This is a genomic window from Streptomyces sp. NPDC059477 (genome assembly GCF_042749375.1).
Taxonomy (GTDB): domain Bacteria; phylum Actinomycetota; class Actinomycetes; order Streptomycetales; family Streptomycetaceae; genus Streptomyces.
This window is the reverse complement of the sequence record NZ_JBHYUG010000049.1, coordinates 42,207-64,574: the sequence shown is the minus strand read 5'-3', so window position 1 is coordinate 64,574 and position 22,368 is coordinate 42,207. Positions and strand designations below refer to the sequence as shown.

Genomic DNA, 22,368 nt, shown 5'->3' with positions numbered 1-22,368 from the left:
GAAGGTGTGCCACTGGCGACCACCGACGGCGGCGACGGAGTCACGGCCGCGGTCGCGGACGGTGTCCTCGCCGGGGTGGCCGGACCGGTGGTCGACACGCTCGACGGACTGCGGGCCGGCGCGCTGCCCGCGCGGGCCGGGGCGACCGTGGCCGGTGTACTGCTCACCGTCGGCCCCGCCGACCCGCGCGTGCAGGCGCTGGCCGGCGCCGCCGTCACCGCGCTGCTCATCGACGCCGTGCGCGGCGACGCCCCGTCCGAGGCCCCGGCGCGGCACACCCCGGCCGATGTCGTCGCCGCACTGCGGTCCGGCACGGTCAGCCCCTCGGTACGTACCGCGGCCGAGGCCCTCGGTATCGATCTGCGCCGGCCGCCCGCCGGTGCCGTACTGCACTACAGCGGCTCCCGGCTGCGCGCCTGGTCCACGGCACTGGCCTGGCTGGAACACCCGGCGCAGCAGGAGGGGCGTACGGCGTGGACGGTCGTGCCGGACGCCGGTGTGCTCACCCGCCTCCAGAACCGGCTGCGGCTCATGACCGGCGACGAGTCCGCCGGCCATGTCGTCGCGGCGAGCGGCTCCCGTCCCGAGTCACCCGACGGGCTGGCCCGGTCCTTCACCGAGGCACAGCGGCTGCTCGGCCTGGCCCGCACCCAGCGCGTCCCGCTGCTCACCTTCGAGCGCTGCGGAGTCGTCCAGGTACTGCTGCCGCTGCCCCGTGCCCGTCTTGAGGCGTACGCCGAGACCCACCTCGGGCCGGTCCGGCAGCGCCCGGAGCTGATGGCGACCCTGCGGGCCTGGCTGGCCGAGCGGGGCAGCCGGCAGAGCGTGTCCGAACAGCTCCACCTGCACCGCAACTCGGTGGGATACCGGGTCCGCCAGATCAAGAACCTGCTCGGCACCGACCCCCTGCTCCCCGCCGCCTCGGCCGAACTCCACCTGGCGCTCACCGCGCTGGACCTGCTGGCGGCCGACGACGCCCAGCAGGAACCCGGCGACGACGAGCCGGTACCGGCCCATCGCTGAGCCGATGCCCGCCGCTTGCTGTCCGTTGCGTGTCGTCCGTGGTCTGCCGTCCTGTGTCCGGCGTCGGGTGCGTGTTGCTGGGGTCTGGCGTCCTGCGTTCGGCGCCGGGCGGGTGCCGCCGGGGTCTGGAGTCCTGTGTCCGGCGCCGGGTGCCTGCCGTCCGTGGTCTGCTGTCCGGTGTCGGGCGTCCGGCGTCCGCCATCCGGGTTGTGCCCTCTGCTGCCTGTCGTCCGGCATCGCCCGCTGTCCGGTGCCTGCCGTCTGCCATCCGGGCTGTGCCACCTGCCATCTCCCGACCGCTGTCCGCCGTCCGTTGCCTGCCCCGCCCGGTGCCGCAAACCGCCCACCGCCGCCCCGGGCCAACCGCCCTTCGGGCCCGGCCCGCACGGCTGCCTCGGGCGCGTCGGTTCTGGTGTCCCGGGGCCGACGGCCATGGCGTCGCAGATCCGGAGCCTCTGGCGTCCTGGACGCGACGGCCATGGCGTCCGGGCCCGAGGGTTCTCGCGTCAGGCCCGACGGCTCCGGCGCGGGACCCGCCCCGGCAGCGACCGGACCCCGACCGCCCAGCTCCCCCCCCCAGAGCGCCCCCCGCCCCCGAACACCCCGCCCGCGCGTCGGACGTCAGGTGTCCGACCGCCGTCCGCCCTTCGCGAGGCCGCCACAGGCGCGCGGAGGCGGCCCCCGCGCCCGCTCCCAACCCCTTCACGGCCTGGGTCGTCACCGCCACGAACAGGCGAAACGACCACGAAACCAAGATGTAGCGCAGGGGCGTTGACAGCACCGTTCGGCGGAGGCAGAGTACCTCGCAATACGTTCCACCGCCTCGCAATGCGAGATGAGATCGGTGAGGAGGCTACGCGTGCGAGCCATGGTGCAGACCGATTTCGGGGGGCCCACCGCCGTGTCGTTGCATGACGTCCCGGAGCCGATATGCGGCCCGCGCGACGTCGTCGTCAAGGTCGCCTACTGCGGACTGAACCGCCTCGACCTGCTACAGCTCAAGGGGCCGGGACTGATTCCCGGTTTCCGTCTTCCCCATGTGCCCGGCATGGACTTCGCCGGAACGGTGGTGGCGACCGGTTCCGCGGTCGCCTCCGTCGTCCCCGGTGACCGGGTGATCGCCGACCCCACCCAGGGCTGCGGCGGCTGCCCGCGCTGCGCGGTGGGCGACCGCTCCTACTGCGTCCGGCCCCGCGTCCTGGGCGGCAACGCCCCCGGCGGGCTGGCCGAGTACGTCCTGGCGTCCGCCGAGTCGGTCGTCCAGGTACCCGAGGCGCTGCCGCTCGACGCGGCCGTCACCCTGCCCACCGCCTTCTCGGCGGCCTGGCACGCGGTGCACACCGTCGGACGGCTCGCCGCCGGGGAGACCCTCGTCGTGCACGCCGGTGCCAGCGCCGTCAGCCTGGCGGCCATCGCGCTGGCCAAGCGGGCCGGCGCCTCGGTCGTCGCCTTCGCCGGCAGCGAGGCCAAGCGGGACGCGGCCCGTGCGGCGGGCGCCGACCTGGTACTGCCCAACGGGGAGCCCGACGCCGCGAAAACGGTGTCGCTCTTCACCGACGGCGCCGGCGCGGACCTGGTCGTGGACCACGTCGGCCCGGACACCTGGCGCACCTCACTGGACTGCCTCGGCATCCGCGGCCGGCTGGTCCTGACCGGCAACACCAGCGGCGACCAGGTGTCGTTCTCCCTCCAGGAGGTCTTCCACCGCGGCCTGAAACTGCTCGGCACGGGCGGCTACAGCTCCGCCGACTTCGTCGCCGCCATGTCGGCCTGCTTCGCAGACGGTCTGCACCTGCCCACCGCCGCCCGGTACCCGCTCGCGGACCTGGCCGGCGCCTGGGACGTGCTGGCCGCCCGCCAGACCATCGGAAAGGTGGTGATCGAGCCATGACCGATCTGCTGATCGTGGGCGGCGACGTCGTCACCATGGACCCCGCGCGACGGGTTCTGACCGGTACGACGATCGCCGTGTCCGGGGACGCCATCGCCGCCCTCGGCACCGCCGAAGACCTGCGCGCCCGCTTCCCCGGCGCACGGGAGATCGACGCGTCGGGCTGTGTCGTCGTCCCCGGCCTCATCAACGCCCACCAGCACACGACCATCGATCCGCTGGTACGCGGCATGATCCCCGACGACATCGGCGCACAGGAGTCGATCTTCGACTGGATCGTCCCGCTGCACACCCACGGCGACGGCGACGACGACGAACTGTCGGCGACCCTCACCGCCGTCGAGTCCCTGTCCCGGGGCGTCACCACGGTGCTGGAGCCCGGCACGGTCGCCTACCCGGAACGGGTCGTCGCGGGACTGAGCGCGGCGGGCATCCGCGCCCGGGTCGGCGGCTGGGGCTGGGACGCGAAGGACGTGCCCTTCAGCGCGCCCGCCGACGAGGTGCTCGCCCGGCAGGCCGACATCGTCCGGTCCCTGCCGACCACCGGTCCCGTCACCGGGTGGGTCACCCTCGTGGGCCACGACCTCGCCAGCGACGAACTCTTCACCGGCGCCGCCGAGCTGGCCGAACGGCTCGACACCCCCCTGACCTGGCACATCTCGCCCGGACCCGCCGACGCCGAGGCCTACGACCGGCGCTGCGGGCGCCGACCCCTGGTCCACTTCCGCGAGCTGGGAGTGCTCGGGCCGCGCCTGCTGCTGGGCCACGCCGTGTGGCTCGACGACGCCGAGGTCGACATCGTCCTCGACACCCGTACCGCCGTCGCCGCCTGCCCGGGGGCCTACATGAGGCTCGCCCAGGGATACACCCGCGGCTCCCGCCACGCCGAACTGGTACGGCGCGGCGGCCGGGTGGCACTGGGCTGCGACGCCCATAACGCCGGAGACGCCCCCGATGTCCTCCTGGCCGCCTACCTCTTCACCGCGCTGGAACGCGACCGGGACCTGCCCGACCCGATCCGCGCCGAGCAGGCGTTCGCCCTCGCCACGATCGACGGCGCCCACGCCATCGGTCTCGGCGACCGGATCGGCTCGCTGGAGGTGGGCAAGGCCGCCGACATCGTCGTACTGGATGGCAGCGACCCCGCCTGGACACCCCGGGGCGACCTGGCCCGCCAGCTCGTCTGGGGCCATGTCTCGCGCACGGTACGGGACGTGCTGGTCGACGGCCGCGTCGTCCTGCGGGACCGCCGGCCGACCGGCGTCGACCCGGAGGCCCTGGCGGCAGCCGCCGCCGAGCGCTCCACCGCCCTGCTGCGGCGGGCCGGCATCACCCCCCGCCCGACCTGGCCCCCGGAGCCGGCGGCACCCCGGTGAACCCCCCGGCCCGCCGGAGCCGACGTACCCCGAAGCGCACATCCGCGCACACCCCGGCGACCTCGCGGCCACGACCCCACCAGGGTCCCGGCGGCCCGGCGGACGCACCCATCGACGGTTCCTGGCCGCAGGCGGAAAGGGCCCTCTTACGCAGCCGGCCCGTCCCCCGGTACCAACCCGACCGGACGGTCCCCGCGAACTCCCTTCGGGCGTACGGCCCGCCGACCGATCGACCCCTGCGGCCGATCGAACCCCATAGACGTCACCCCCGCCGCTCCCCGCCGGAGCGGTGCCACTCAGCGAATGGACCACGCACATGACTGCCAAGAGCTCTCTCCGCTCTCCTCGGGCCGCTGTGGGCCTCGCGCTCGCCGGAGCCCTCACGCTCGCCGGGTGCGCCAGCAACGACGCGACCGCGCCCAAGGACGCGAGCCCCGCTGCCAGCGGCAGCGACTCGGGCCAGCAGCAGCCCGATGTCAACGGCGACGGCAAGGTCGTCATCGGTGTGCTCAGCCCCGGTGACATCAACGACAAGGGCTACTACCAGAGCTTCGTGGACTCCGCCGACGCCTACGCCACGGAGCAGGGCTGGACGGTCATCAAGCGCGGCAGCGTGCCCATCGGGGACGCCCTCGGTGCCGCCCGCGCGCTGTGTCAGCAGGGCGTCGACCTGGTCGCGCTCGGCGCGAGCGAGCTGAAGACCGCCATCCCGGCCTCCGAGGAGGCGGTGTGCGCCAAGACCGCCTGGTACGTGCCCACGGGCGCGAACCTCGACCAGACCCCCAAGGTCCTGCTGTCCGAGGACGACCCCAACCAGTCCATGCTCGTCGCCGGATACGCCGCCGGCCTGAAGATGAAGGCGTCCGGCGACACCAAGGCCGGCTTCATCACCGGCGCCAAGGCCGACTTCAGCGTCGCCGCCGCCACCGCCTTCCAGGCCGGCATCCGCGAGGTCGTCCCGACCGCCGAGGTGACCAGCACCTACACCGGTGACTTCAATGACTCGGCCAAGGCCAAGGAAGCCACCCAGGCCCAGATCAGCCAGGGCATCAAGGTCATCTACCCCTACCTCGGCGGCGCCACGGACGCCTCCGCGCGACTGGCCAACGAGAACGACGTCGTCACCCTGACCCCGGGCACCGACCGCTGCGCCTCCACCAGCCCCGCCTTCGACATCTCCGTCGTCTTCAGCCCGGGCGACTACTTCCGCGCCGCGCTGGAGGAGTTCGCCAAGAACAACCTGAAGATGGGCACCAAGCGCGTGTGGCAGCTGGGCGTCGACCCCTACCCGACGGTCAAGATCTGCAAGCCCGCGGGTGACGAGGAGCAGCAGCTGGCCGACTTCATGGCGAAGATCGGCAGCAAGGAGATCGACCCGAAGGCCGAGGTCGAGCGCCTCGGCTGACCCGCCGACCCCGACGAGGAAGACCAGCGATGACACCGACAGCCTCTGCGGTTCCGATTCTTGAGCTGCGCGGCATCACCAAGTCCTACGGAGCGGTCACGGCCTGCGACGCCGTGGACCTCCGGGTCGACGCCGGCGAGATCCATGGACTCCTGGGCGAGAACGGGGCCGGCAAGTCCAGCCTCATGAAGGTCCTGCTCGGACTGGTCCGGCGCGACGCCGGCCGCGTCCTGGTACGCGGCGAGGAGGTCGCGCTGGACAGCCCGCAGGAAGCGGCCGAACTCGGCATCGGCATGGTGCACCAGCACTTCAGCCTCATCAACGGGCTGACCGTGTGGGAGAACGTGGCCCTCGGCGACACCGGCAAGGTCAACCGGGCGGCCATCCACGCCGACATCGCCGAGGTCTGCGCCCGCTACGGCCTGCCGATCGACCCCGACGCCCGCGTCGACACCCTGTCGGCGGGCGAACGCCAGCGGGTCGAGGTGGTCAAGTGCCTGCGGCGCAACCCGCAGATCCTGATCCTGGACGAGCCCACCTCGGTCCTGACCCAGGCCGAGTCACAGGAACTGTTCGCCATGCTCGGCCGGGTGGTGCGCGAGGAAGGGCGCGCGGTCATCCTCATCAGCCACAAGCTCGCCGAGATCGCCCAGGCCACCCACAAGGTCACCGTCCTGCGCAAGGGCAAGGTCGCCTTCCGGGCGGTCACCGCCGACACCACCCCGCAACTGCTCGCCCGTCAGATGGTGGGCCGCGAGGTGTCACTGGGCGAGGAGGCCGCCGCCCTCGGACTGGTGCCGCAGCAGCACGCCGACGACGACACCGCCGACGACGACACCGCGACCGGCGAGGAGGGCCGGATCGCCCTGCACCTCGCCGGGATCACCGTCGAACAGGGCGGCGTCAAGCTGCTCGACTCCGTCGACCTGACCGTGGGCGCCGGTGAGATCGTCGCCCTGTACGGCGTCGAGGGCAACGGCCAGGCCATGCTCGGCGACGTCCTCGCCGGACTCGTCGTACCGGGCGCCGGCACCGTCGAGGTCACCGGGAACCCGGTGGACCTGAATCGGCCCGGCGCACTGTCCAGGGCCGGGCTCGGCATCGTGCCCGAGGACCGGCACCAGAGCGGCGTCGTGCTCGACATGAGCGTCGCCGAGAACCTCACCATGAAGTCGCTCGGCAAGGTCAGCGGCCGGTTCCTGCTGCGACGGCGGGCGATGCTCGCCGAGGCCCGCCGCCTCGCCGACGAGTTCAACATCGTCACCCCCTCGCTCGACGCGCCCGTGCGCAGCCTCTCCGGCGGCAACCAGCAGCGGGTCGTCCTCGCCCGGGAACTGTCCGGCGACACCAGTGTCCTGGTGGCCGCACAGCCCACCCACGGGCTGGACGTCGGCGCCATCGAGGACATGTACGCCCGGCTGCGCAAGGCGTCCGCGGAAGGCGTCGGAGTGCTGCTCATCTCCACCGAATTCGAGGAAGTCATGGCCCTTGCAACCCGGATCGCGGTGATCTCCGCCGGGCGGATCACCGGCGCGCTCCCCGTCGCCGAGGCGACCCCCGAACGGCTCGGCATGCTGGTCGGCGGTGAGGCCGCATGAGGTCCGCCGCCCTGGGAGGTCCGGACGACTTCGCCCGGCTCTTCCTCGCCCGGCTGCGACCCGGGCGCGACGGCTGGATCACCGCGGGTCTCACCGTCGTGCTCGTCGCCGTCGCCCTGGGCGCCTCCGCGCTGCTGCTCACCCTGACCGGCGCCTCGCCCAGCGCCTCCGCGGACGCGATCTGGACCGGCAGCCTCGCCAACACCGCCGGCTGGACGACGACGCTGCTCAACGCGGCGCCGCTGCTGCTGGTCGCGCTCGGCGCGTGCATCTGCGCGGCCTCCGGCACCTTCAACATCGGCCAGGAGGGGCAGGTCCTCATCGGCGGCCTGGTCGGCGCCTTTGTCGGGCTCCGGCTGGCCCTGCCCGGCCCGACGCTGGTCGTCGTGGTGATGCTCGCCGCGGCGGTCGGCGGCGGACTGTGGGCCGCGCTGAGCGCGCTCATGCACCGCTTCCGCGGGGTCAACGTCGTGGTGAGCACCCTGCTGATGTCGTTCCTCGCCATCCAGCTCGTCACCTTCACGGTCAGCAATCCATGGCTGCTCCAGGAGAGCCCGCAGGGCTCCTCCGGCATCGCGGACACCCAGTCCAACCCGCTGCCGTCGAACGCGCTGCTGGCGCACTTCGGGGAGTACCCGTCGCTCCAGCTGAACGCGGGCGTGTTCATCGCGCTGGTCGCCGCCATCGGCGTCGTCGTCGCGCTGAGCCGCAGCCGGTGGGGCTTCAAGGTGCGCATGCTCGGACTGAATCCGCGCACCGCCAAGCACGCCGGGGTGCGGGTGGCCGCCCTCGGCGGCTTCACCCTGGCCCTGTCGGGCGCCTTCGCGGGCCTGGCGGGCGGGCTGCTGCTGGCCAGCCCGGTCAGCACCAACCGGCTCCAGGCCGGGCTGTCCGACAACGTCGGCTGGGACGGCCTGCTCGTCGCGCTGGTCGCGCGCAACCGCCCCCTGGTCGCGATCCCGGTGGCCTTCGTGTTCGCCATGCTGCGCGCGGGCGGCGACTTCCTGTCCGCCACCGGTGTGCCGTCCTATCTGGTCGACATCGTCAAGGCGCTGCTGGTCCTCGCGTTCGTCGTGCCGCCCGTTCTCATCGACCTGTACCGCAAGCGCCGCGGCGCTCAGCCGTCGGCCGCGCCCGCGGCGCCCGCCGTCCCGAAGAAGATGGAGGCGGCAGCGTGAGCGTTCTGGACAGCACCGAGACGATCCTCGCCAGCGGTATCCGGCTGACCGTGCCCCTGGCGTTCGCCGCCTGCGGCGAGTACCTGGCCGAGCGCGCCGGCGCCATGAACATCTCCGTCGAGGCGATGATGCTCGGCGCCGCGTTCACCTCGGTCGCCACCGCCAGCGCGACCGGCAGTGCCACCATCGGCCTGCTGGCCGGTGTGCTGACCGGCCTGGTGCTCGGCTTCGTGCACGGCAACCTCTCCCACCGGGCGTACATCAACACCTTCGTCGTCGGCCTCGCGCTCAACGCGCTCGTGCTCGGACTGACGAGTTACCTGATCACCACCGAGCAGTTCGCCTCGCACCAGGTGAGCGTGCTGTCGATCCCCGTGCTGCGGGACATCCCACTGATCGGCGAGGCCCTGTTCTCCGGACGATGGCCCGTCTATCTGCTGATCCTGCTGGTGCCGCTCACCTGGTGGCTGGTGGAGCGCAGCCGCTGGGGCCTGGAACTGCGCGCGGTCGGGGAGAACCCGCAGGCCGCCGATGTCACCGGGATCAAGGTCAACGCGCGGCGCCGGCAGGCCCTGCTCTGGTGCGGCGCGCTGGCCGGACTCGGCGGCGCCTACCTCGCGGTCGGCGAGGTCGGGTCGTTCAACCAGAACATGACCGCCGGGCGCGGATACATCGTCATCGCCGCGGTCATCTTCGGGGCGTGGCGGCTCGGCCGCACCCTGCTGGGCTGTCTGGTGTTCGGCCTGTCCGACGCGATGCGCCTGGCACTGCCGGCGCTCGGGGTCACCCTCAACGCCCAACTGCTCGTCGCGGCCCCGTACCTGCTCGCCCTCCTGGCGATGGTCCTCTTCACCGCCAAACAACGAGAACCCGCCGCCCTCGGCCGCCCCTTCGAACGGGGGTCGACCTGACGCGGGTCACTCTTCGCGGGGCGGCCCTACCGGAGGCGACTCCGCACGGGCGGCCCTGCCGGGTGACTTTGCCCCGGGCCGACCTGACGAGGGCGACTTTCGCTGTGGGCCGTCCTCGCGGGGCGGCCCGAGGGCGGTTCGGTCCGCCGAGGGCGGCTCGAACACGGCCGGCCCGCCGGGGGTGACTCCGCGCGGGCCGTCCCGCCGTCCTGACGGGGAGCGGCTCTCGCTGTGGGCCGTCCTCACGAGGGCGGCCGGACCGTGCTCAGCACGACGGCGGCGAGACGACCCAGCAGATCCACCCGACAGCCGTGACGACCGAACTGAGGGCGGGCCCCGGGCCCGCCCTCAGGCGTGCTCCGGGGCCCGCATCACTGTGTGCCTCCGGCGTCAGCGGCGGCGCAGCGCCGCCGTCTCCAGCGCGGGCGGCACATGGCCGACGTCACCGGGGTTGAGCACACTGCCCGGCGCCACCAGGGCGTCGATACGGTCCAGCGCGTCCGCCGACAGCGGTCGGTCCACCGCGCTGAGCTGCGAGACCAGCTGGTCATGGGTGCGCGGGCCCATGAGCGCCGAGGTGACCCCCGGATGGGCCAGCACGAACCGCAGGGCCAGCTCGACCAGCGTGCAGCCCTCGTCCTCGGCGAGCCGCACCAGTTCCTCGACCACCGCCAGCTTCCGCTCCCGGATGCCCGCGTCGGCGTAGTCGAAGTGGTCGCCGTTGGTCCGCGCGCGCGAGTCCCCCGACGGCTCGGCCCCGGCCCGGTACTTGCCGGTCAGCCAGCCGCCGTTGAGCGGGCTCCAGACCATGACACCCATCCGGTGCCGCTGCGCGGTCGGCAGGGCGGCGGCCTCCGCGTGCCGGGCCAGGATCGAGTACGACAACTGCTCCACGGTGAACCGCTCACGGCCGATGCGCCGCGCCGCCCACTGCGCCTCCACGATCTCCTCGGCCGGGAAACTGGAGGTGCCGATCGCCCGGATCTTGCCCGCCCGCACCAGATCGCCGAGCGCGCCGAGGGTCTCCTCGATGTCGGTGCGGGGATCGGGACGGTGGACGAGGTACACGTCGAGATGGTCCGTGCCCAGCCGGCGCAGACTGTCCTCCACGGCCCGCGTGATCCACAGCCGGGAGTTGCCCCGCCGGTTGCGGTCCAGCGGCCGGCCCGGCATCTCGTTGTGGAACTTCGAGACCAGTACGACGTCGTCGCGCCGTCCCTTCAGCGCCCTGCCGAGGATCTCCTCCGACTCGCCGAAGGCGTACACATCGGCGGTGTCCACGAAGTTGACCCCGGCGTCCAGCGCCGTCGTCACCATGCGGTGGCACTCGGCCTCGTCGGTGTTGCCCCAGGCCCCGAACATCATCGAGCCGAGGCAGAGCTGGCTCACCTCGATGCCCGTGCCACCCAGAATCCGGTAGTGCATGTTCGCCCCAGCCTCTCGTGCCGACACCGCTCACTCTCCAGCGCAGGCTCCCACAGCGGGGTCCCGGAACCGATGTCGTGCGGGGTCAGCGTTCTTCGCGTACGCGTTGTGTCCGCAGCACATCGACCTGCGGGGGTGTGCGTGCGTACGCTCGTCGGGAAAGCAGCACCACTCATGATGGAGGTACCGTGACCACCGGTCTCACCACGGCCCGCTGGACGCATGTCGCGCTGCCCACCGGCGACCTCGACAAGGCGATCGCGTTCTACACCTCGCTGACGCCGCTGGTCGTGGTCGAGCGTTTCCAGGACGCGGACGGCGAGAGCGTCTGGCTCTCCAACGACAAGCAGGCCGAGACGCCGTTCGTGCTCGTCCTGGTGTCGTTCAACAAGGACAAGGGCGGCCAGCTGGGTCTGCTGCACCCGTTCGCGCACATCGGCGTCGAGGTGCCGACCCGCGAGGACGTGGACGCGCTGGCGGACCGCGCCCGCGAGCTGGGCTGCCTGCACTGGGAGCCCCGCCAGATGCCCGACCCCGTCGGCTACATCTGCGCCCTGAAGGACCCCGACGGCAATGTCGTCGAGATCTCCCACGACCAGCGGGTCTTCGACACGGTCCGCCAGAAGTGGGGTTCGCTCTGAGAGACACCCGCGACGCCGTCGAGGCCTATCTGGCGGCCCTGAACGCGCACGACGCCGACGCCGTGGCGGCCTGCGTCGCCGAGGACTTCATCAACGAACACACGTCGTCGATGGGACAGGACCGCCGGGGCCGCGCCGAGTACCGCGCGGCGCTCACCGGTTTCCTGGCGGACTTCGCCGACCTGCGCTACACGCCCGAACGGGTCCTGGTCGACGGCGAGTCGGCGGCGGTGCCCTATGTCATGACCTTCCGGATGCGCTCGGCGGGCGACCGCCCCGTACGGGTCCGCGGGGTCTTCGTGTTCACCGTCGCCGCCGGTCTCATCACCCGCCGCACGGACTACTGGGACAGCGGAGAGGTCCGGCGGCAGCTCGCGTGACGGCTGGGCCGCCGCCGCCCTCCGAGACCCCCCTCGACCACTGCGAACAAGCCCTTCCTGCACCCCGTACGCCTGCCAGGCGGACGGGGTGCAGGTCTGTCTCCAGACCCCCTTTGCGTATCGCTTGACATGATGCCGTCTCGCATTAAAAGATGCTCAGCATGCGAGTAGTGACGACTGAGGCCGGCCTGGGCCGGATCGAGGACGGGGCCGTGGCCCTTCTGGACACTGCTTTTCCGAACCTCGGCGCGGTCCTCGAACAGGAGGGCTCGCTCACCTGCCTGACCTCCTGCGCGGTCCGCCGGCGTGTCCCGATCGACGAGGCCGTGCTGAGGGCGCCGCTGGGCCGCCCCCGCGCGGTGTGGGGGGTCGGACTCAACTACGTGTCCAAGGCGACCCGGACCGGCCGGGGACTCCCCGAGCACCCGATCCTCTATCTGGCCGCCTCCTACGCGGACCCCGCCCCCGGTGCCCAGGTGGTGATCCCGGGAGCCGTGGCCGAACCCGACTACGAGGGCGAGATCGCGGTCGTCGTCGGTCGCCGCCTGTACCGGGCGGCCGAGTCCGAGGTCTGGCCCGCGACGGCCGCGATCACCGCGGCCAACGACATGACCGCCCGCGATGTCATGCGCAGCACAGGCACACCCGCGCTCGCCAAGAGCTACCCCGGCTTCACCCCGCTCGGCGCGTCGCTCTGCACCCCCGAGGAGCTGCCCGACCGCGACGCGATCCGCGTCCGGACCCGGGTCAACGGCGAACTCAGGCAGGACGACACCAGCGCCGGCATGATCTTTCCGCTCCCCGAACTGCTCAGCAGGCTGTCGTGGTTCACCGCTCTCGAACCCGGCGATGTCGTCCTCACCGGAACCCCGGCCGGCACCGGCCAGGACCGCGCGTGCTTCCTCGCCGACGGCGACGAGATACGCGTCGAGGTGGACGGCGTACTGCCCCTTGTCACCCGCATCGCGCGTCCTGCCGGGACCGCACCGCGCGACCACCGGCTGACCGAACCCGTCAGCTGACCGTCCTCACCCAGGAGCCCACATCGATGTCCAACTCCTCCGCTCCGTCCTATGACCTCGTCCTGGCCGGCGGCACTGTCATCGACCCCGCCTCGGGCACCAACGCCCGGCTCGACGTCGCCGTCAACGGTGACCGCATAGCCGCCATCGGCGAGGGCCTGGCGGCGAACGCGGTCCGCACCATCGACACCACCGGCTCCACCGTGCTGCCGGGCCTGGTCGAGGGCCACACCCATATCTTCCAGTACGTCTCCGCCGTCGGAGCGCCCGCCGAGGAGGCGCATCTGCGTCGCGGCGTGGTCGCGGCGGCGGACGCCGGGACGGCCGGCGCCTCGACGTTCGCCGCGTTCCGTAAACTGGTCGTCGAGGCCAACCCGCTGCGCATCGTCAACTTCCTGAATGTCTCGGTGCTCGGCCTGATCGACTTCCGGTTCGGCGAACTGCTCAACCCCGACACCCTGGTCCCCGAGGACGCCCTCGCCACCGCCGAGGCCCACCCCGACATCGTGCGCGGCTTCAAGATCCGGCTCTCCGAGGACGTCGTCGGCGAGAACTGGGAGTCGCTGCTCAAGAAGTCCGTGGACCTCGCCGAACAGGCCAATCTCCCGCTGATGCTGCACATCGGCGAGACCTCGGAGCCGCTGCCCATCGTCCTGGACTACCTGCGCCCCGGCGACATCGTGGCGCACTGCTACACGGGCAAGCCGCACGGCATCCTCGACGGCGACCGGGTGCAGCCCGCCGTCACCGCGGCACGCGAGCGCGGGGTGCTCTTCGACTCCGCGCACGGCAAGAGCAACCTCAGCTTCGAGGTGGCCCGCCGGGCCATCGCCGACGGCTTCCTGCCCGACATCCTCAGCTCCGACACCAGTGCGCGCAACTGGCGGGGCCCGGTGTTCGACCTGCTCACCAGCATCTCCAAGCTGGTCGCGCTGGGCGCACCCCTGGAGGAGTGCGTACGGCGGGCGACGGTCGCCCCGGCCCAGCTGCTCGGGCTCGACACCGAGGGCTACGGACGCCTTGAGGTGGGCGGCCGGGCCGACATCACGGTCGTCACCGAGACCGACGAGGTCGTCCTGCCCGACGCCGCCGGCAACTCGATCGTCGCGCCCCGCCTGGAGCCGACCGTGGTGCTGCACGCCGGCGCCGAGGTCGACATCGTGCCGTGGCGCGGTCTGAAGCCGGCCTGACGGATCCCTACCGGGCCCCACGATCCACACCTGGCCCGACGGATCCGTACTTCCCGCGGACCGCGCGTTCTCGGACCGCGCGTCCCGCAAACCGCGCATCCTCGGGCCATACATCCCGCAGATCCGTACCACTTTGTATCCGTACATCCCTGAGAGGGTCAGATGACCGCCGGTGACGTCCATCCCCTGCGGCGCCGACTGCGCGCGGCCCTGAGCGATTCGGGGCCCGCCGTCGGTACGTTCGTCAAGCTCGCGTCGCCCGACGTGGTGGAACTGGCCCAGGCGGCCGGGTGTGCCTTCGTGGTCGTCGACCTCGAACACTCCACCCTGACCGAGCAGGACGCCGTCGGCCTGGTGCGGCACGCGGCCGTGTGCGGCCTGCCCGCCCTGGTCCGCGTACCGGAGGTGGACGCCGCCGCCGTCAACCGGCTGCTGGAGGCCGGGGCGGCGGGCATCCAGCTGTCCATGCTCACCCGGGTCGCCCAGGCCGACGCGCTGGTGGCGGCCACCCGGTTCGCGCCGGCCGGCCGCCGGTCGGTGAGTCTGGCCAACCGGGCCGCCCGGTTCGGCGCGGTCCCGCTCGCCGGGTTCCTGGGTGCCGAACTGGCCGACCCGCCCGTATTGGTCGGCCAGATCGAGACGGCGCGCACGGACCCGCTGCCCGAACTGCTCGCCCCGCTCGACGTGTGCTTCGTCGGCAGCACCGACCTCGCCGTCGACCTGGGCCTGCGGGCCGGCCCGGCGGTGCTGCGCGAGGCGGTGGACCGGGTGGCCGACGCCGCCCGCCGCGCCGGCGTGGCGTTCGGCGGCTGGGCACCGAACAGAGGCGCCGTGGATGAGCTGGGCCTGGGCGCCGCCGGCTATCTGGTCGTCGGCTCGGACCTTCAGTTGTTGGCGGCCGGCCTGCGCACGGTCGCCGGAGAGGAGAACCAGTGAGCACCCGCAACGCCGCGCTGTTCCACACCGTCGTCAACTGGGACGAGCTGCCCGTGACCCAGGTGCGCCCGGGAGTACGCCGACGCGTCTATTCCACGGACGAGGTGATGATCTGTCACCACGAGCTGGAGGTCGGCATGACCCTCAACCCGCACCGGCACGAGGACTTCGACCAACTGGTCCACATCGCCGAGGGCCGGGCCAACTACTACGTGGACGGCGTGGCGCACGACATGCGTGCCGGATCGTTCCTGCTGGTTCCCCGCGGCAGTGAGCACTATGTGGAGCCGACCGAGGCCCCCTGTGTGAACATCGACTTCTTCGTACCGCCGCGGGCCGACCTGCTGCCCTGACCCACGGGGCGTGAGCCCTGGCCCACGCGCAATGAAGAATGAAGGATGGCCCACCGCCTGCGCGGTGGGCCATCCTTCGTTGCTCCGACGATTGCTGACGACCGGTCAGCCGCCGCCGTTGCCGTTGGGGGTGTCCTCGGTGGTGCCCAGCCGCTGCGACAACGCACGGGACGTCTCCAGCAGTTGCTGTGCCATCGCTGAGCCGACGTCGTCCGAGACGGTCGCCGTCGTACCGACGATCGCGAGCGTTCCGCTGATCTTGTCCCCCTCGAAGATCGGCGCCGCGATGGTGCGGACCCCGTTGACGGTGGGGGAGTTGACCGACAGACCGTACTTCCGGATCGCCTCCAGCTCCTCGACGAGTTCCGGTGACCTACGGGCCGTGCGCGGCAGCGACGGCACCTGCTCCGGAGCCAGGAACGCGAGGAAGACGCGGCCCTGTGCCGAGGTCGTCAGATGCAGACGCGAGCCGACCCGGACACTGATGCGCACCATGTGGGCGGTGTTGTCCACCGAGCGCACCACGGTCGCCGACTCGCCGTCCCAGACCGACAGCACGATCGTCTCGTCGATGCGCCGGACCAGTTCCTCCATGTACGGCTCGGCCGCGGCGACGATCGGCAGGCCGGCCCGCGCCGCCGCCGCGAGGGTGAGCACCTGCGGGCCCAGCGAGTACAGCGAGGTGCGCTCGTCGTACCGCAGCAGGTTGGCCGCCCGCAGCGCCTTCGTGTAGCGGTGCGCGGTCGCCTTGCTGGCCCCGAGACGCGCGGTGATCTCGTTGAGGCTCATGTGGGGTTTGCCGACCGTGAACGAACCGAGGATCAGCGCCGCACGCTGCACCGTCTGGATGGTCGGCGCGGTCCTGTCCGGGCCGTCCTGTTCCCCGGTGCCGCGCTGCGCCTTCGTGGGCATGATCTATCGCTCCCAACCGTATGTGACCGGTCATTTGGCACTAAATGAAATGCCGTATCGAATAGAGTAGTGGCGAGGGGGAGTGTAACGGCGCGTGCAAAGATGCGTGGCCGTTGTCACCGAAGGGCCCGGGTGGTGGCCCGGCGCGGCTGCCTCAGGCATCGGAGGAGTGCCCCGGTGTGATCGAGCGGGCCGGGTCCAGCAGGGCGGCGATGTGATTGACGGCCAGGGCCGCCTCGCCGAAGCCGATCGAGATGAGACTGACCTTGCCGTCGTGGTCGGCGATGTCACCGGCCGCGAACACCCGCTCCCGGTTGGTGCGCATGGTGCGGTCGACGAGGATGTGCCGGCGGCGCAGGTCCAGTCCCCACCGCTCGATCGGGCCGAGGTCCGCGATGAAGCCGAGCGCCGCCACCACCGCCTGGGCGGGAAGGTGGGTCCGGTCGCCGTCGGCGTGTGTGACCACGACCTCCGTCACGGACTCGGCGCCGTGGATCTTCTCGACCTCGCAGGGGGTGAGGACCCGCACGGAGGACGCGTGCACCTGCTCCACGGAGCGTTCATGGGCCCGGAACCGGGTCCGCCGGTGCACCAGAGTGACGGAGGAGGCGATCGGCTCCAGTGACAGCGCCCAGTCCAGCGCCGAGTCGCCGCCGCCGACCACCACGACGTCCTGTCCGGCCAGTTCGTCCAGCTTGGGCACGAAGTAGCGCAGCCCGCGGCCCAGATACTCCGAGCCGACCGGCAGTTCACGCGGGACGAAGTTGCCGATCCCGCCGCAGACGAGGACCGCGCCCGCGGTGATCCGGGCGCCGGCGTCGGTGGTGGCCACGACGCCCCCGTCCGTGTCGGCCAGCTCGGTGACCCCGTGCCCGAGCAGATAGGTGGGATTCCAGCGCCCCGCCTGCTCGGTCAGCCGGTCCACCAGGTCCTGGCCGCGCACGGCGGGGAAGCCGGCCACGTCGTAGATCAGTTTCTCCGGGTACAGCGCGGCGATCTGGCCGCCCGCCTCGGGCAGCGCGTCGGCGATCGCGACACTCATGCCGCGAAAGCCCGCGTAGTACGCGCCGTACAGCCCGGTCGGACCGGCGCCGATGACGAGCAGATCGACGGACACCTCGGTGTCCGGGGGTGTGGGACCGGCAGCGGGTCCGGTCGTGGAGCCAGTAGAGGGTCCGGTCGTGGGACCGTCGGTGGGTCCGGTCGTGGAGCCGTCGGCGGGGCTGGTCACGCGCCCACCTCCGGGTGGTCGTGGCCGGCCTTGCCGACCTTGCGCGCCCCGCCGGGCGAGCCCAGCGGTTCGATGCCGAGGGTGAAGAATTCGGCGTTGATGCGCTCGAACCGCTTGCTGGCGTCCGGAAGATCCTCGTGATGGAAGATCGAGATCTGGGGGCAGACGGGTTCGCAGCGCCCGCACTCGACGCATTCGTCCGGCTGGATGTAGAGCATCCGGTCGCCCTCGTAGATGCAGTCGGCCGGGCATTCCTCCATGCACGACTTGTCCATGACGTCGACGCAGGCCTCAGTGATGACGTATGGCACGAGCTTGAGCCCTTCACACGGTCGCACAGAATGCGAGACGGTGTATTTCAATGTGGAATTGGATGATGGCTGCACAGGAAGGGGGTGTCAACCGTGCGACCGATGCTTGACACCGTCTGGTCCACTGGGGGACGCTACTACGACATACGAGACGGCGTCTCACGGGACGCTGCTCGGGTCGGGACTTGTGAGAGGCAAACTCCCCATGGGAAGCAACCCCCGGACCGTCCCAGCACCGATGGTCGTCGAGGACTGGGACCGGCTCACCTTCCGGGTCAACCGCGAGGCCTACCGCAGCGCGGAGGTCTTCGCCCGGGAACGCGGCTGGGTGTGGCAGCACACCTGGCTCTATCTAGGGCACGAGACCGAGATCCCCCAGCCCAATGACTTCAAGGTCCGCACGCTCGGCGGCCGGCCGCTGATCTTCTGCCGGGACAGCGCCGGCGAACTCCACGCCTTCCTGAACTCCTGTCCGCACCGCGGCACCGTGCTGTGCCGCGAGAACGAGGGTTCGACCAGGCTCTTCCAGTGCTTCTACCACGCCTGGACCTTCCGCAACAACGGTGAGGTCGCGGCCATCCCGGACGCCGACGCCTACGAGTCGACCGACGCGTTCCGTGAATCGATGTCCCTGCGCACCGTGCCACGGCTGGAGACCCACGAGGGATTCGTCTTCGTCTCCTTCGACCCGGACGTCCCGCCGCTGCTCGACTACCTCGGTGACGCGGCCGACTACATCACCATGATCCAGCAGCAGCACACCGGCGGCATGACCACCCTGCCCGGCACCCAGCTGTACAGCGTGCGCGGCAACTGGAAACTCGCCGTCGAGAACGCCATGGACGGATACCACTTCGCGCCCACCCACAACACCTTCGTGGGCTACCTGCGCGAGAGCGGCTACGCAGTCACCGACGACAACCAGTACGCCTACAACCTCGGCAACGGCCACGGGCTGCTGGTCCTGACCGGACACGGCGGACGCATCAGCATGATCTGGGAGCCGCGCTTCGGCGAGGACGAACGGATCCGCACCGAGCGCCACCGCGCCGAGATGACCGAGCGGCTGGGCGAGCGGCGGGCCCACCACGTGGCCGACGAGAGCCACATCCTCTTCGTCTTCCCGAACCTCCTGCTGTTCGACATCGAGGGTCTGTCCATCCGGCAACTGGAACCGGTGGCCCCCGACCAGACCGATGTGCGCGCCTGGCAGCTGGTCCCCCGCGAGGAGGACGCGGAGACCCGCGCCCTGCGCATGAAGACGGTCGTCAGCTTCGTCGGCCCCGGCGGGCTCGCCACCCCCGACGACATCGAGGCGTACGAGGCGGTCCAGCGCGGCATCCAGGCCACCGCCGGCACGACCCCGCCCGAGCTGGACTACAGCGACATGTCCCGCGGCATGGCCGACGAGGTCAAGGGCGTCCAGGGCAGGTCGACCGACGAGGGCGCCATGCGCGGCTTCTGGCGGCACTGGGTGGACGCCGTGGGCATCGAGGGCGGCCTGGACGTCAGCGGCGAGCGCCCGGCGTCCCTCCTGAGCGGGAGGGACGTACGATGACCGCCACCGTCAACCGGGGCTCCGTGCACTGCGCGGGACGCACCATCGGCCGGCCGGAGGTGGAGGACTTCCTCTACGACGAGGCCGACATCCTCGACCACTGGAACTACGACGCCTGGCTCGCCCTGTTCGAGCCCGGCGCCCGCTACGAGATCCCCACCACCGACCACCGCCCCGGCTGGTCGCCGCACGAGACCGGATCGTTCGTCGACGACGACTGGGACCTGCTGCTCGCCCGCGTCAAGCGCCTGAAGTCCCGCAAGGCCCACGCCGAGAACCCGCACTCGCGCACCCACCGGCTGGTCTCCAACGTCCGGCTCTTCGCGGTCGACGAGGACTCCTTCCGGGCCACCGCGTCCTTCGTGGTGCACCGCGCCCGCGACGGCCACTTCGACGCGTACGTCGGCTGGTACGAGCATGTGCTGGTGCCGTCCGAGGACGGATTCCGGTTCCGGCTGCGCCGCTCGGTCCTCGGCCATGAGTCGCTCGCAGCCGGTGCCCGGCTCAGCTTCATCCTCTAGCCGGCGACGGAAGGCGACCCCATGATCAGACACACCCTTTCCTTCCGGTTCGCCGACGGAACCGACCCGGCCACGCGGGAGTCCGTGCTGGCGGAGCTGCGCGGCTTCCCCAGCCGGTATCCGGCCATGCGCGGCTTCGTCCTCGGCGAGAACATCAGCAACCGCGACCGGACCTTCACGCACACGATGGCCGTCGACTTCGACACGCGGGACGACCTGCTCGCCTACCTCGGCAGTGACTCCCACGAACACTTCGTGCGCACCCGCTGGCGGCCGGTCATCGGCCAGCAGGCCATCACCTCGTTCGAGTACACCGAGCGCCCGTCGCTCGCCGCAGGAAGGACAGCGCCGGTGAGCACACGCCCGCACGGCCCGTACGGCATGGAGTACGCCCGCATCGAGGTCCCCGACATGCAGGCCACGATCGACTTCCTCGAATACCACGTCGGGCTCCAGCTGGAGCAGCGCACGGACGACTACGCCTATCTGCGCGCCGACATCGAGCATCACGCCATCGAGCTGATCAACGCCCCCGAGCGCACCGACGGCTGGACCACCGCGGTGGGCTACAGCGTCGGGAGCCCGGAGGTCCTCGAACAGCTCCGCAAGAGCGTCGCCGACGCGGGCCTGGACATCCTGGAGCTCCAGGAGCGCCAGCAGGCCCTGTGCGACGACGGCTTCGCGGTGAAGGACCCGAACGGCCTGATCATCGAGCTGTTCACCGAGTTCCAGGAGTACGCCGAGCCGCCGCACATCGAGATCCGGCCGCTCGACCTGGTGCACCCCTTCATCGCCACCGACAAGTTCGAGGAGACCCGGGACTTCTACCAGAACGTCCTGCGCTTCCAGCCCTCGGACCACGTCGTCGGCTCGACCACCTTCTACCGCTGCGAGGACCGCTACCACCACAGCCTCGCGATCCAGAAGAACACCGAGCACTACGTCGCGCACCTGTGCTTCGCGATGAAGAGCCTCGACCATGTCATGCGGATGCGCGCCCGCGCCCTGTACAAGGGCGCCCCGATCGCCTCCGACATCGTCAACCACTCGGCGTCGACCTCGATCGCGTTCTACATGCACGACACCCGCTTCGGCCCCCGGTACGAGCTGTGCGACGCGCACCGGGTGTTCACCCCGGAGGAGCACGAGACGCACCGGCCCCGCAGGATGCCGGCCGACCCGCGCAACATCGACGTGTGGCGCCCGGCCGCCGACGACTGGGGACGTTTTTGAGGCAGCACCTGCTCGACACCCTGCATCTGCTCGACACGGTGCCCGCGCCACGCGGGGGCGAGCGGATGGCGGCCCACCGGTTGCGCGCCTGGTGCGCCGACCGGTGGCCGCACATCGACTGGCAGGTGCTGGAGCACGGCCCCGAGGGCGGCAGCCTCATCGCCGACCACGGGGCCGGACCCCTGCTCTACTCCCACCTCGACACCTCACTGGATGACGACGGCACCGCGAACTCCCTGGTCACGGGCAGTTCCGCGCCGGTCGCCCCACTCGATGTGGAGGACGACACGGTGTCCGGCTTCGGGCTCGGGGTGGCGCGCGGCCCGGCCGCCGCCGCGCTGGTCGCCTTCGCCGGGGCGGGCACCGGACGGCTGCTGCTGGCCGGCTCCGGCACCCATCGACGCGGCGGCCGGATCACCGGTCTGGAGGCGTACGCGGAGGCCTTCCCGCTGCCCGGGTCGGCGATCGTGGCCAAGTGCGGCCCGCCCACCCTGCTGTGGCACGAGCCGGGCGCGCTCTATCTGACCGTCCGGCTGACCGGCCGCTCCGGTGCCGCGATGGCGCCCGATTCGGCCACCCCGCCCGGCGGAGTCATCGCCTCGTCCGGCGTCGTCCTGGACGAGCTGGCCCGCTGGCGCACCGCCTACCTGGCCGCCGACCCCCGGACCGGACAGACCGGCCGGGCCTGCGGCATCGGCGCGATCAGCGGCGGCTGGCCCGACAAGCCCGACCTGCTCCCGGCCCGGCTGCGCATCGACCTGTACGTCGTCGCAGGTGACCCGGTGGACCCCACGGCACTGGCGGCCGGGCTGGCCGACCGGCTGCGAGCGCGTGCCGCCGGGTCGGAGCTGCGGGACTGCACGGTCGACGTGACGGCCGAGCCGGTCGCGGCAGCCGCGGCGACACCGGCCGACGCCCCGGTGGTGAAGGCGGCCCGGACGGCCTGGCACGACGAGTTCGGCGCGCAGCCGCCCCCGATCACCGGCTGGACCGGATCGACCGACGGCGTCGTCCTGCGCGCCCGTGGCGTCGACACCGTACGCCTGGGCCCCCAGGCCAGGCCCGCCACCGGCGATCCCCGCCGCGACGCGCTGTCCGTGGCACAGCTGACCGCGTATGCGCGGATCTACCGCAGGCTGCTGACCGAGCTGTCGGCGTAGTCCGCTGACACGAGCCGAGGGCCGCGCGGGGAGCCCCCCGGGGGGGGCCCATGCGGGGGGGGCCCGGCAGGGCCGCCCCCCGCCCCGGCCCCGGGCAGAGCCGGCGAACCCGC

The 22,368-nt window shown here is 71.7% G+C and carries 21 protein-coding genes; 17 read left to right on the top strand and 4 right to left on the bottom strand.

Annotated features, from left to right (window positions below):
- The 7 genes from ACFXAZ_RS23880 to ACFXAZ_RS23850 form a co-directional block, all read left to right on the top strand.
- Positions 1–1,023, top strand: a 1,023-nt coding sequence (locus ACFXAZ_RS23880) for a PucR family transcriptional regulator (protein WP_384594744.1), incomplete at its 5' end; no start/stop codon positions are given.
- 868 nt (positions 1,024–1,891) lie between these two features.
- Positions 1,892–2,914: a zinc-binding dehydrogenase gene (locus tag ACFXAZ_RS23875; protein ID WP_384594759.1), complete on the top strand. Its 1,023-nt coding sequence runs from the start codon at positions 1,892–1,894 to the stop codon at positions 2,912–2,914.
- Positions 2,911–4,290 carry an amidohydrolase family protein gene (locus tag ACFXAZ_RS23870; RefSeq protein ID WP_384594741.1) on the top strand — a complete coding sequence of 460 codons (1,380 nt, stop codon included), beginning with the start codon at positions 2,911–2,913 and terminating at the stop codon, positions 4,288–4,290. Before ACFXAZ_RS23875 ends, ACFXAZ_RS23870 begins: the two co-directional genes overlap by 4 nt.
- Before the next feature lie 316 nt (positions 4,291–4,606).
- Positions 4,607–5,695, top strand: a complete 1,089-nt coding sequence (locus ACFXAZ_RS23865) for a BMP family ABC transporter substrate-binding protein (RefSeq protein ID WP_384594738.1) — start codon at positions 4,607–4,609, stop codon at positions 5,693–5,695.
- A gap of 29 nt (positions 5,696–5,724) precedes the next feature.
- Complete coding sequence (locus tag ACFXAZ_RS23860; protein WP_384594735.1) at positions 5,725–7,293, top strand: ABC transporter ATP-binding protein; 1,569 nt, start codon at positions 5,725–5,727, stop codon at positions 7,291–7,293.
- The gene (locus ACFXAZ_RS23855; RefSeq protein ID WP_384594732.1) at positions 7,290–8,471 is read left to right on the top strand and encodes an ABC transporter permease; all 1,182 of its coding nucleotides are present in this window, start codon (positions 7,290–7,292) and stop codon (positions 8,469–8,471) included. The genes ACFXAZ_RS23860 and ACFXAZ_RS23855 overlap by 4 nt, the downstream gene beginning before the upstream one ends.
- Positions 8,468–9,382, top strand: coding sequence for an ABC transporter permease (locus tag ACFXAZ_RS23850; RefSeq protein ID WP_384594729.1), 915 nt, complete (start codon positions 8,468–8,470; stop codon positions 9,380–9,382). Before ACFXAZ_RS23855 ends, ACFXAZ_RS23850 begins: the two co-directional genes overlap by 4 nt.
- 390 nt (positions 9,383–9,772) lie before the next feature.
- On the opposite strand, the gene ACFXAZ_RS23845 is transcribed toward ACFXAZ_RS23850, so the two are convergent.
- Positions 9,773–10,807, bottom strand: a complete 1,035-nt coding sequence (locus ACFXAZ_RS23845) for an aldo/keto reductase (RefSeq protein ID WP_384594756.1) — start codon at positions 10,805–10,807, stop codon at positions 9,773–9,775.
- A gap of 188 nt (positions 10,808–10,995) precedes the next feature.
- On the opposite strand from ACFXAZ_RS23845, the gene ACFXAZ_RS23840 reads away from it, so the two are divergent.
- From ACFXAZ_RS23840 to ACFXAZ_RS23815, 6 genes are all read left to right on the top strand, one after another.
- Positions 10,996–11,448, top strand: a complete 453-nt coding sequence (locus ACFXAZ_RS23840; protein ID WP_384594726.1) for a VOC family protein — start codon at positions 10,996–10,998, stop codon at positions 11,446–11,448.
- The gene (locus ACFXAZ_RS23835; RefSeq protein WP_384594723.1) at positions 11,433–11,828 is read left to right on the top strand and encodes a nuclear transport factor 2 family protein; all 396 of its coding nucleotides are present in this window, start codon (positions 11,433–11,435) and stop codon (positions 11,826–11,828) included. The genes ACFXAZ_RS23840 and ACFXAZ_RS23835 overlap by 16 nt, the downstream gene beginning before the upstream one ends.
- Before the next feature lie 170 nt (positions 11,829–11,998).
- Complete coding sequence (locus tag ACFXAZ_RS23830; RefSeq protein WP_384594720.1) at positions 11,999–12,850, top strand: fumarylacetoacetate hydrolase family protein; 852 nt, start codon at positions 11,999–12,001, stop codon at positions 12,848–12,850.
- Between the two features lie 26 nt (positions 12,851–12,876).
- A complete protein-coding gene (locus tag ACFXAZ_RS23825; protein ID WP_384594717.1) occupies positions 12,877–14,040 on the top strand; it encodes an amidohydrolase family protein in 1,164 nt (387 codons plus the stop codon).
- A gap of 162 nt (positions 14,041–14,202) precedes the next feature.
- Positions 14,203–14,976 carry an HpcH/HpaI aldolase/citrate lyase family protein gene (locus ACFXAZ_RS23820; RefSeq protein WP_384594714.1) on the top strand — a complete coding sequence of 258 codons (774 nt, stop codon included), beginning with the start codon at positions 14,203–14,205 and terminating at the stop codon, positions 14,974–14,976.
- On the top strand, positions 14,973–15,329 hold the full coding sequence (locus tag ACFXAZ_RS23815; protein ID WP_384594711.1) for a cupin domain-containing protein: 357 nt from the start codon (positions 14,973–14,975) through the stop codon (positions 15,327–15,329). Before ACFXAZ_RS23820 ends, ACFXAZ_RS23815 begins: the two co-directional genes overlap by 4 nt.
- Before the next feature lie 105 nt (positions 15,330–15,434).
- On the opposite strand, the gene ACFXAZ_RS23810 is transcribed toward ACFXAZ_RS23815, so the two are convergent.
- The 3 genes from ACFXAZ_RS23810 to fdxA form a co-directional block, all read right to left on the bottom strand.
- On the bottom strand, positions 15,435–16,241 hold the full coding sequence (locus ACFXAZ_RS23810; protein WP_384594708.1) for an IclR family transcriptional regulator: 807 nt from the start codon (positions 16,239–16,241) through the stop codon (positions 15,435–15,437).
- Between the two features lie 154 nt (positions 16,242–16,395).
- On the bottom strand, positions 16,396–17,472 hold the full coding sequence (locus ACFXAZ_RS23805; protein ID WP_384594705.1) for an NAD(P)/FAD-dependent oxidoreductase: 1,077 nt from the start codon (positions 17,470–17,472) through the stop codon (positions 16,396–16,398).
- A complete protein-coding gene (fdxA, locus tag ACFXAZ_RS23800) occupies positions 17,469–17,783 on the bottom strand; it encodes a ferredoxin (protein WP_384594702.1) in 315 nt (104 codons plus the stop codon). Before fdxA ends, ACFXAZ_RS23805 begins: the two co-directional genes overlap by 4 nt.
- Before the next feature lie 205 nt (positions 17,784–17,988).
- Between fdxA and ACFXAZ_RS23795 the strand changes: the two genes are divergently transcribed.
- From ACFXAZ_RS23795 to ACFXAZ_RS23780, 4 genes are read left to right on the top strand one after another with little or no spacing between them, the layout of a single operon-like run.
- Positions 17,989–19,341, top strand: a complete 1,353-nt coding sequence (locus ACFXAZ_RS23795) for an SRPBCC family protein (RefSeq protein WP_384594700.1) — start codon at positions 17,989–17,991, stop codon at positions 19,339–19,341.
- Complete coding sequence (locus ACFXAZ_RS23790; RefSeq protein WP_384594697.1) at positions 19,338–19,862, top strand: aromatic-ring-hydroxylating dioxygenase subunit beta; 525 nt, start codon at positions 19,338–19,340, stop codon at positions 19,860–19,862. Before ACFXAZ_RS23795 ends, ACFXAZ_RS23790 begins: the two co-directional genes overlap by 4 nt.
- A gap of 21 nt (positions 19,863–19,883) precedes the next feature.
- Positions 19,884–21,095, top strand: coding sequence for a Dabb family protein (locus ACFXAZ_RS23785; protein ID WP_384594694.1), 1,212 nt, complete (start codon positions 19,884–19,886; stop codon positions 21,093–21,095).
- Positions 21,092–22,255 (top strand): hypothetical protein, encoded by a 1,164-nt coding sequence (locus tag ACFXAZ_RS23780; RefSeq protein WP_384594691.1) that lies wholly within the window; start codon positions 21,092–21,094, stop codon positions 22,253–22,255. Before ACFXAZ_RS23785 ends, ACFXAZ_RS23780 begins: the two co-directional genes overlap by 4 nt.
- The last annotated feature ends 113 nt before the right edge of the window (positions 22,256–22,368 follow it).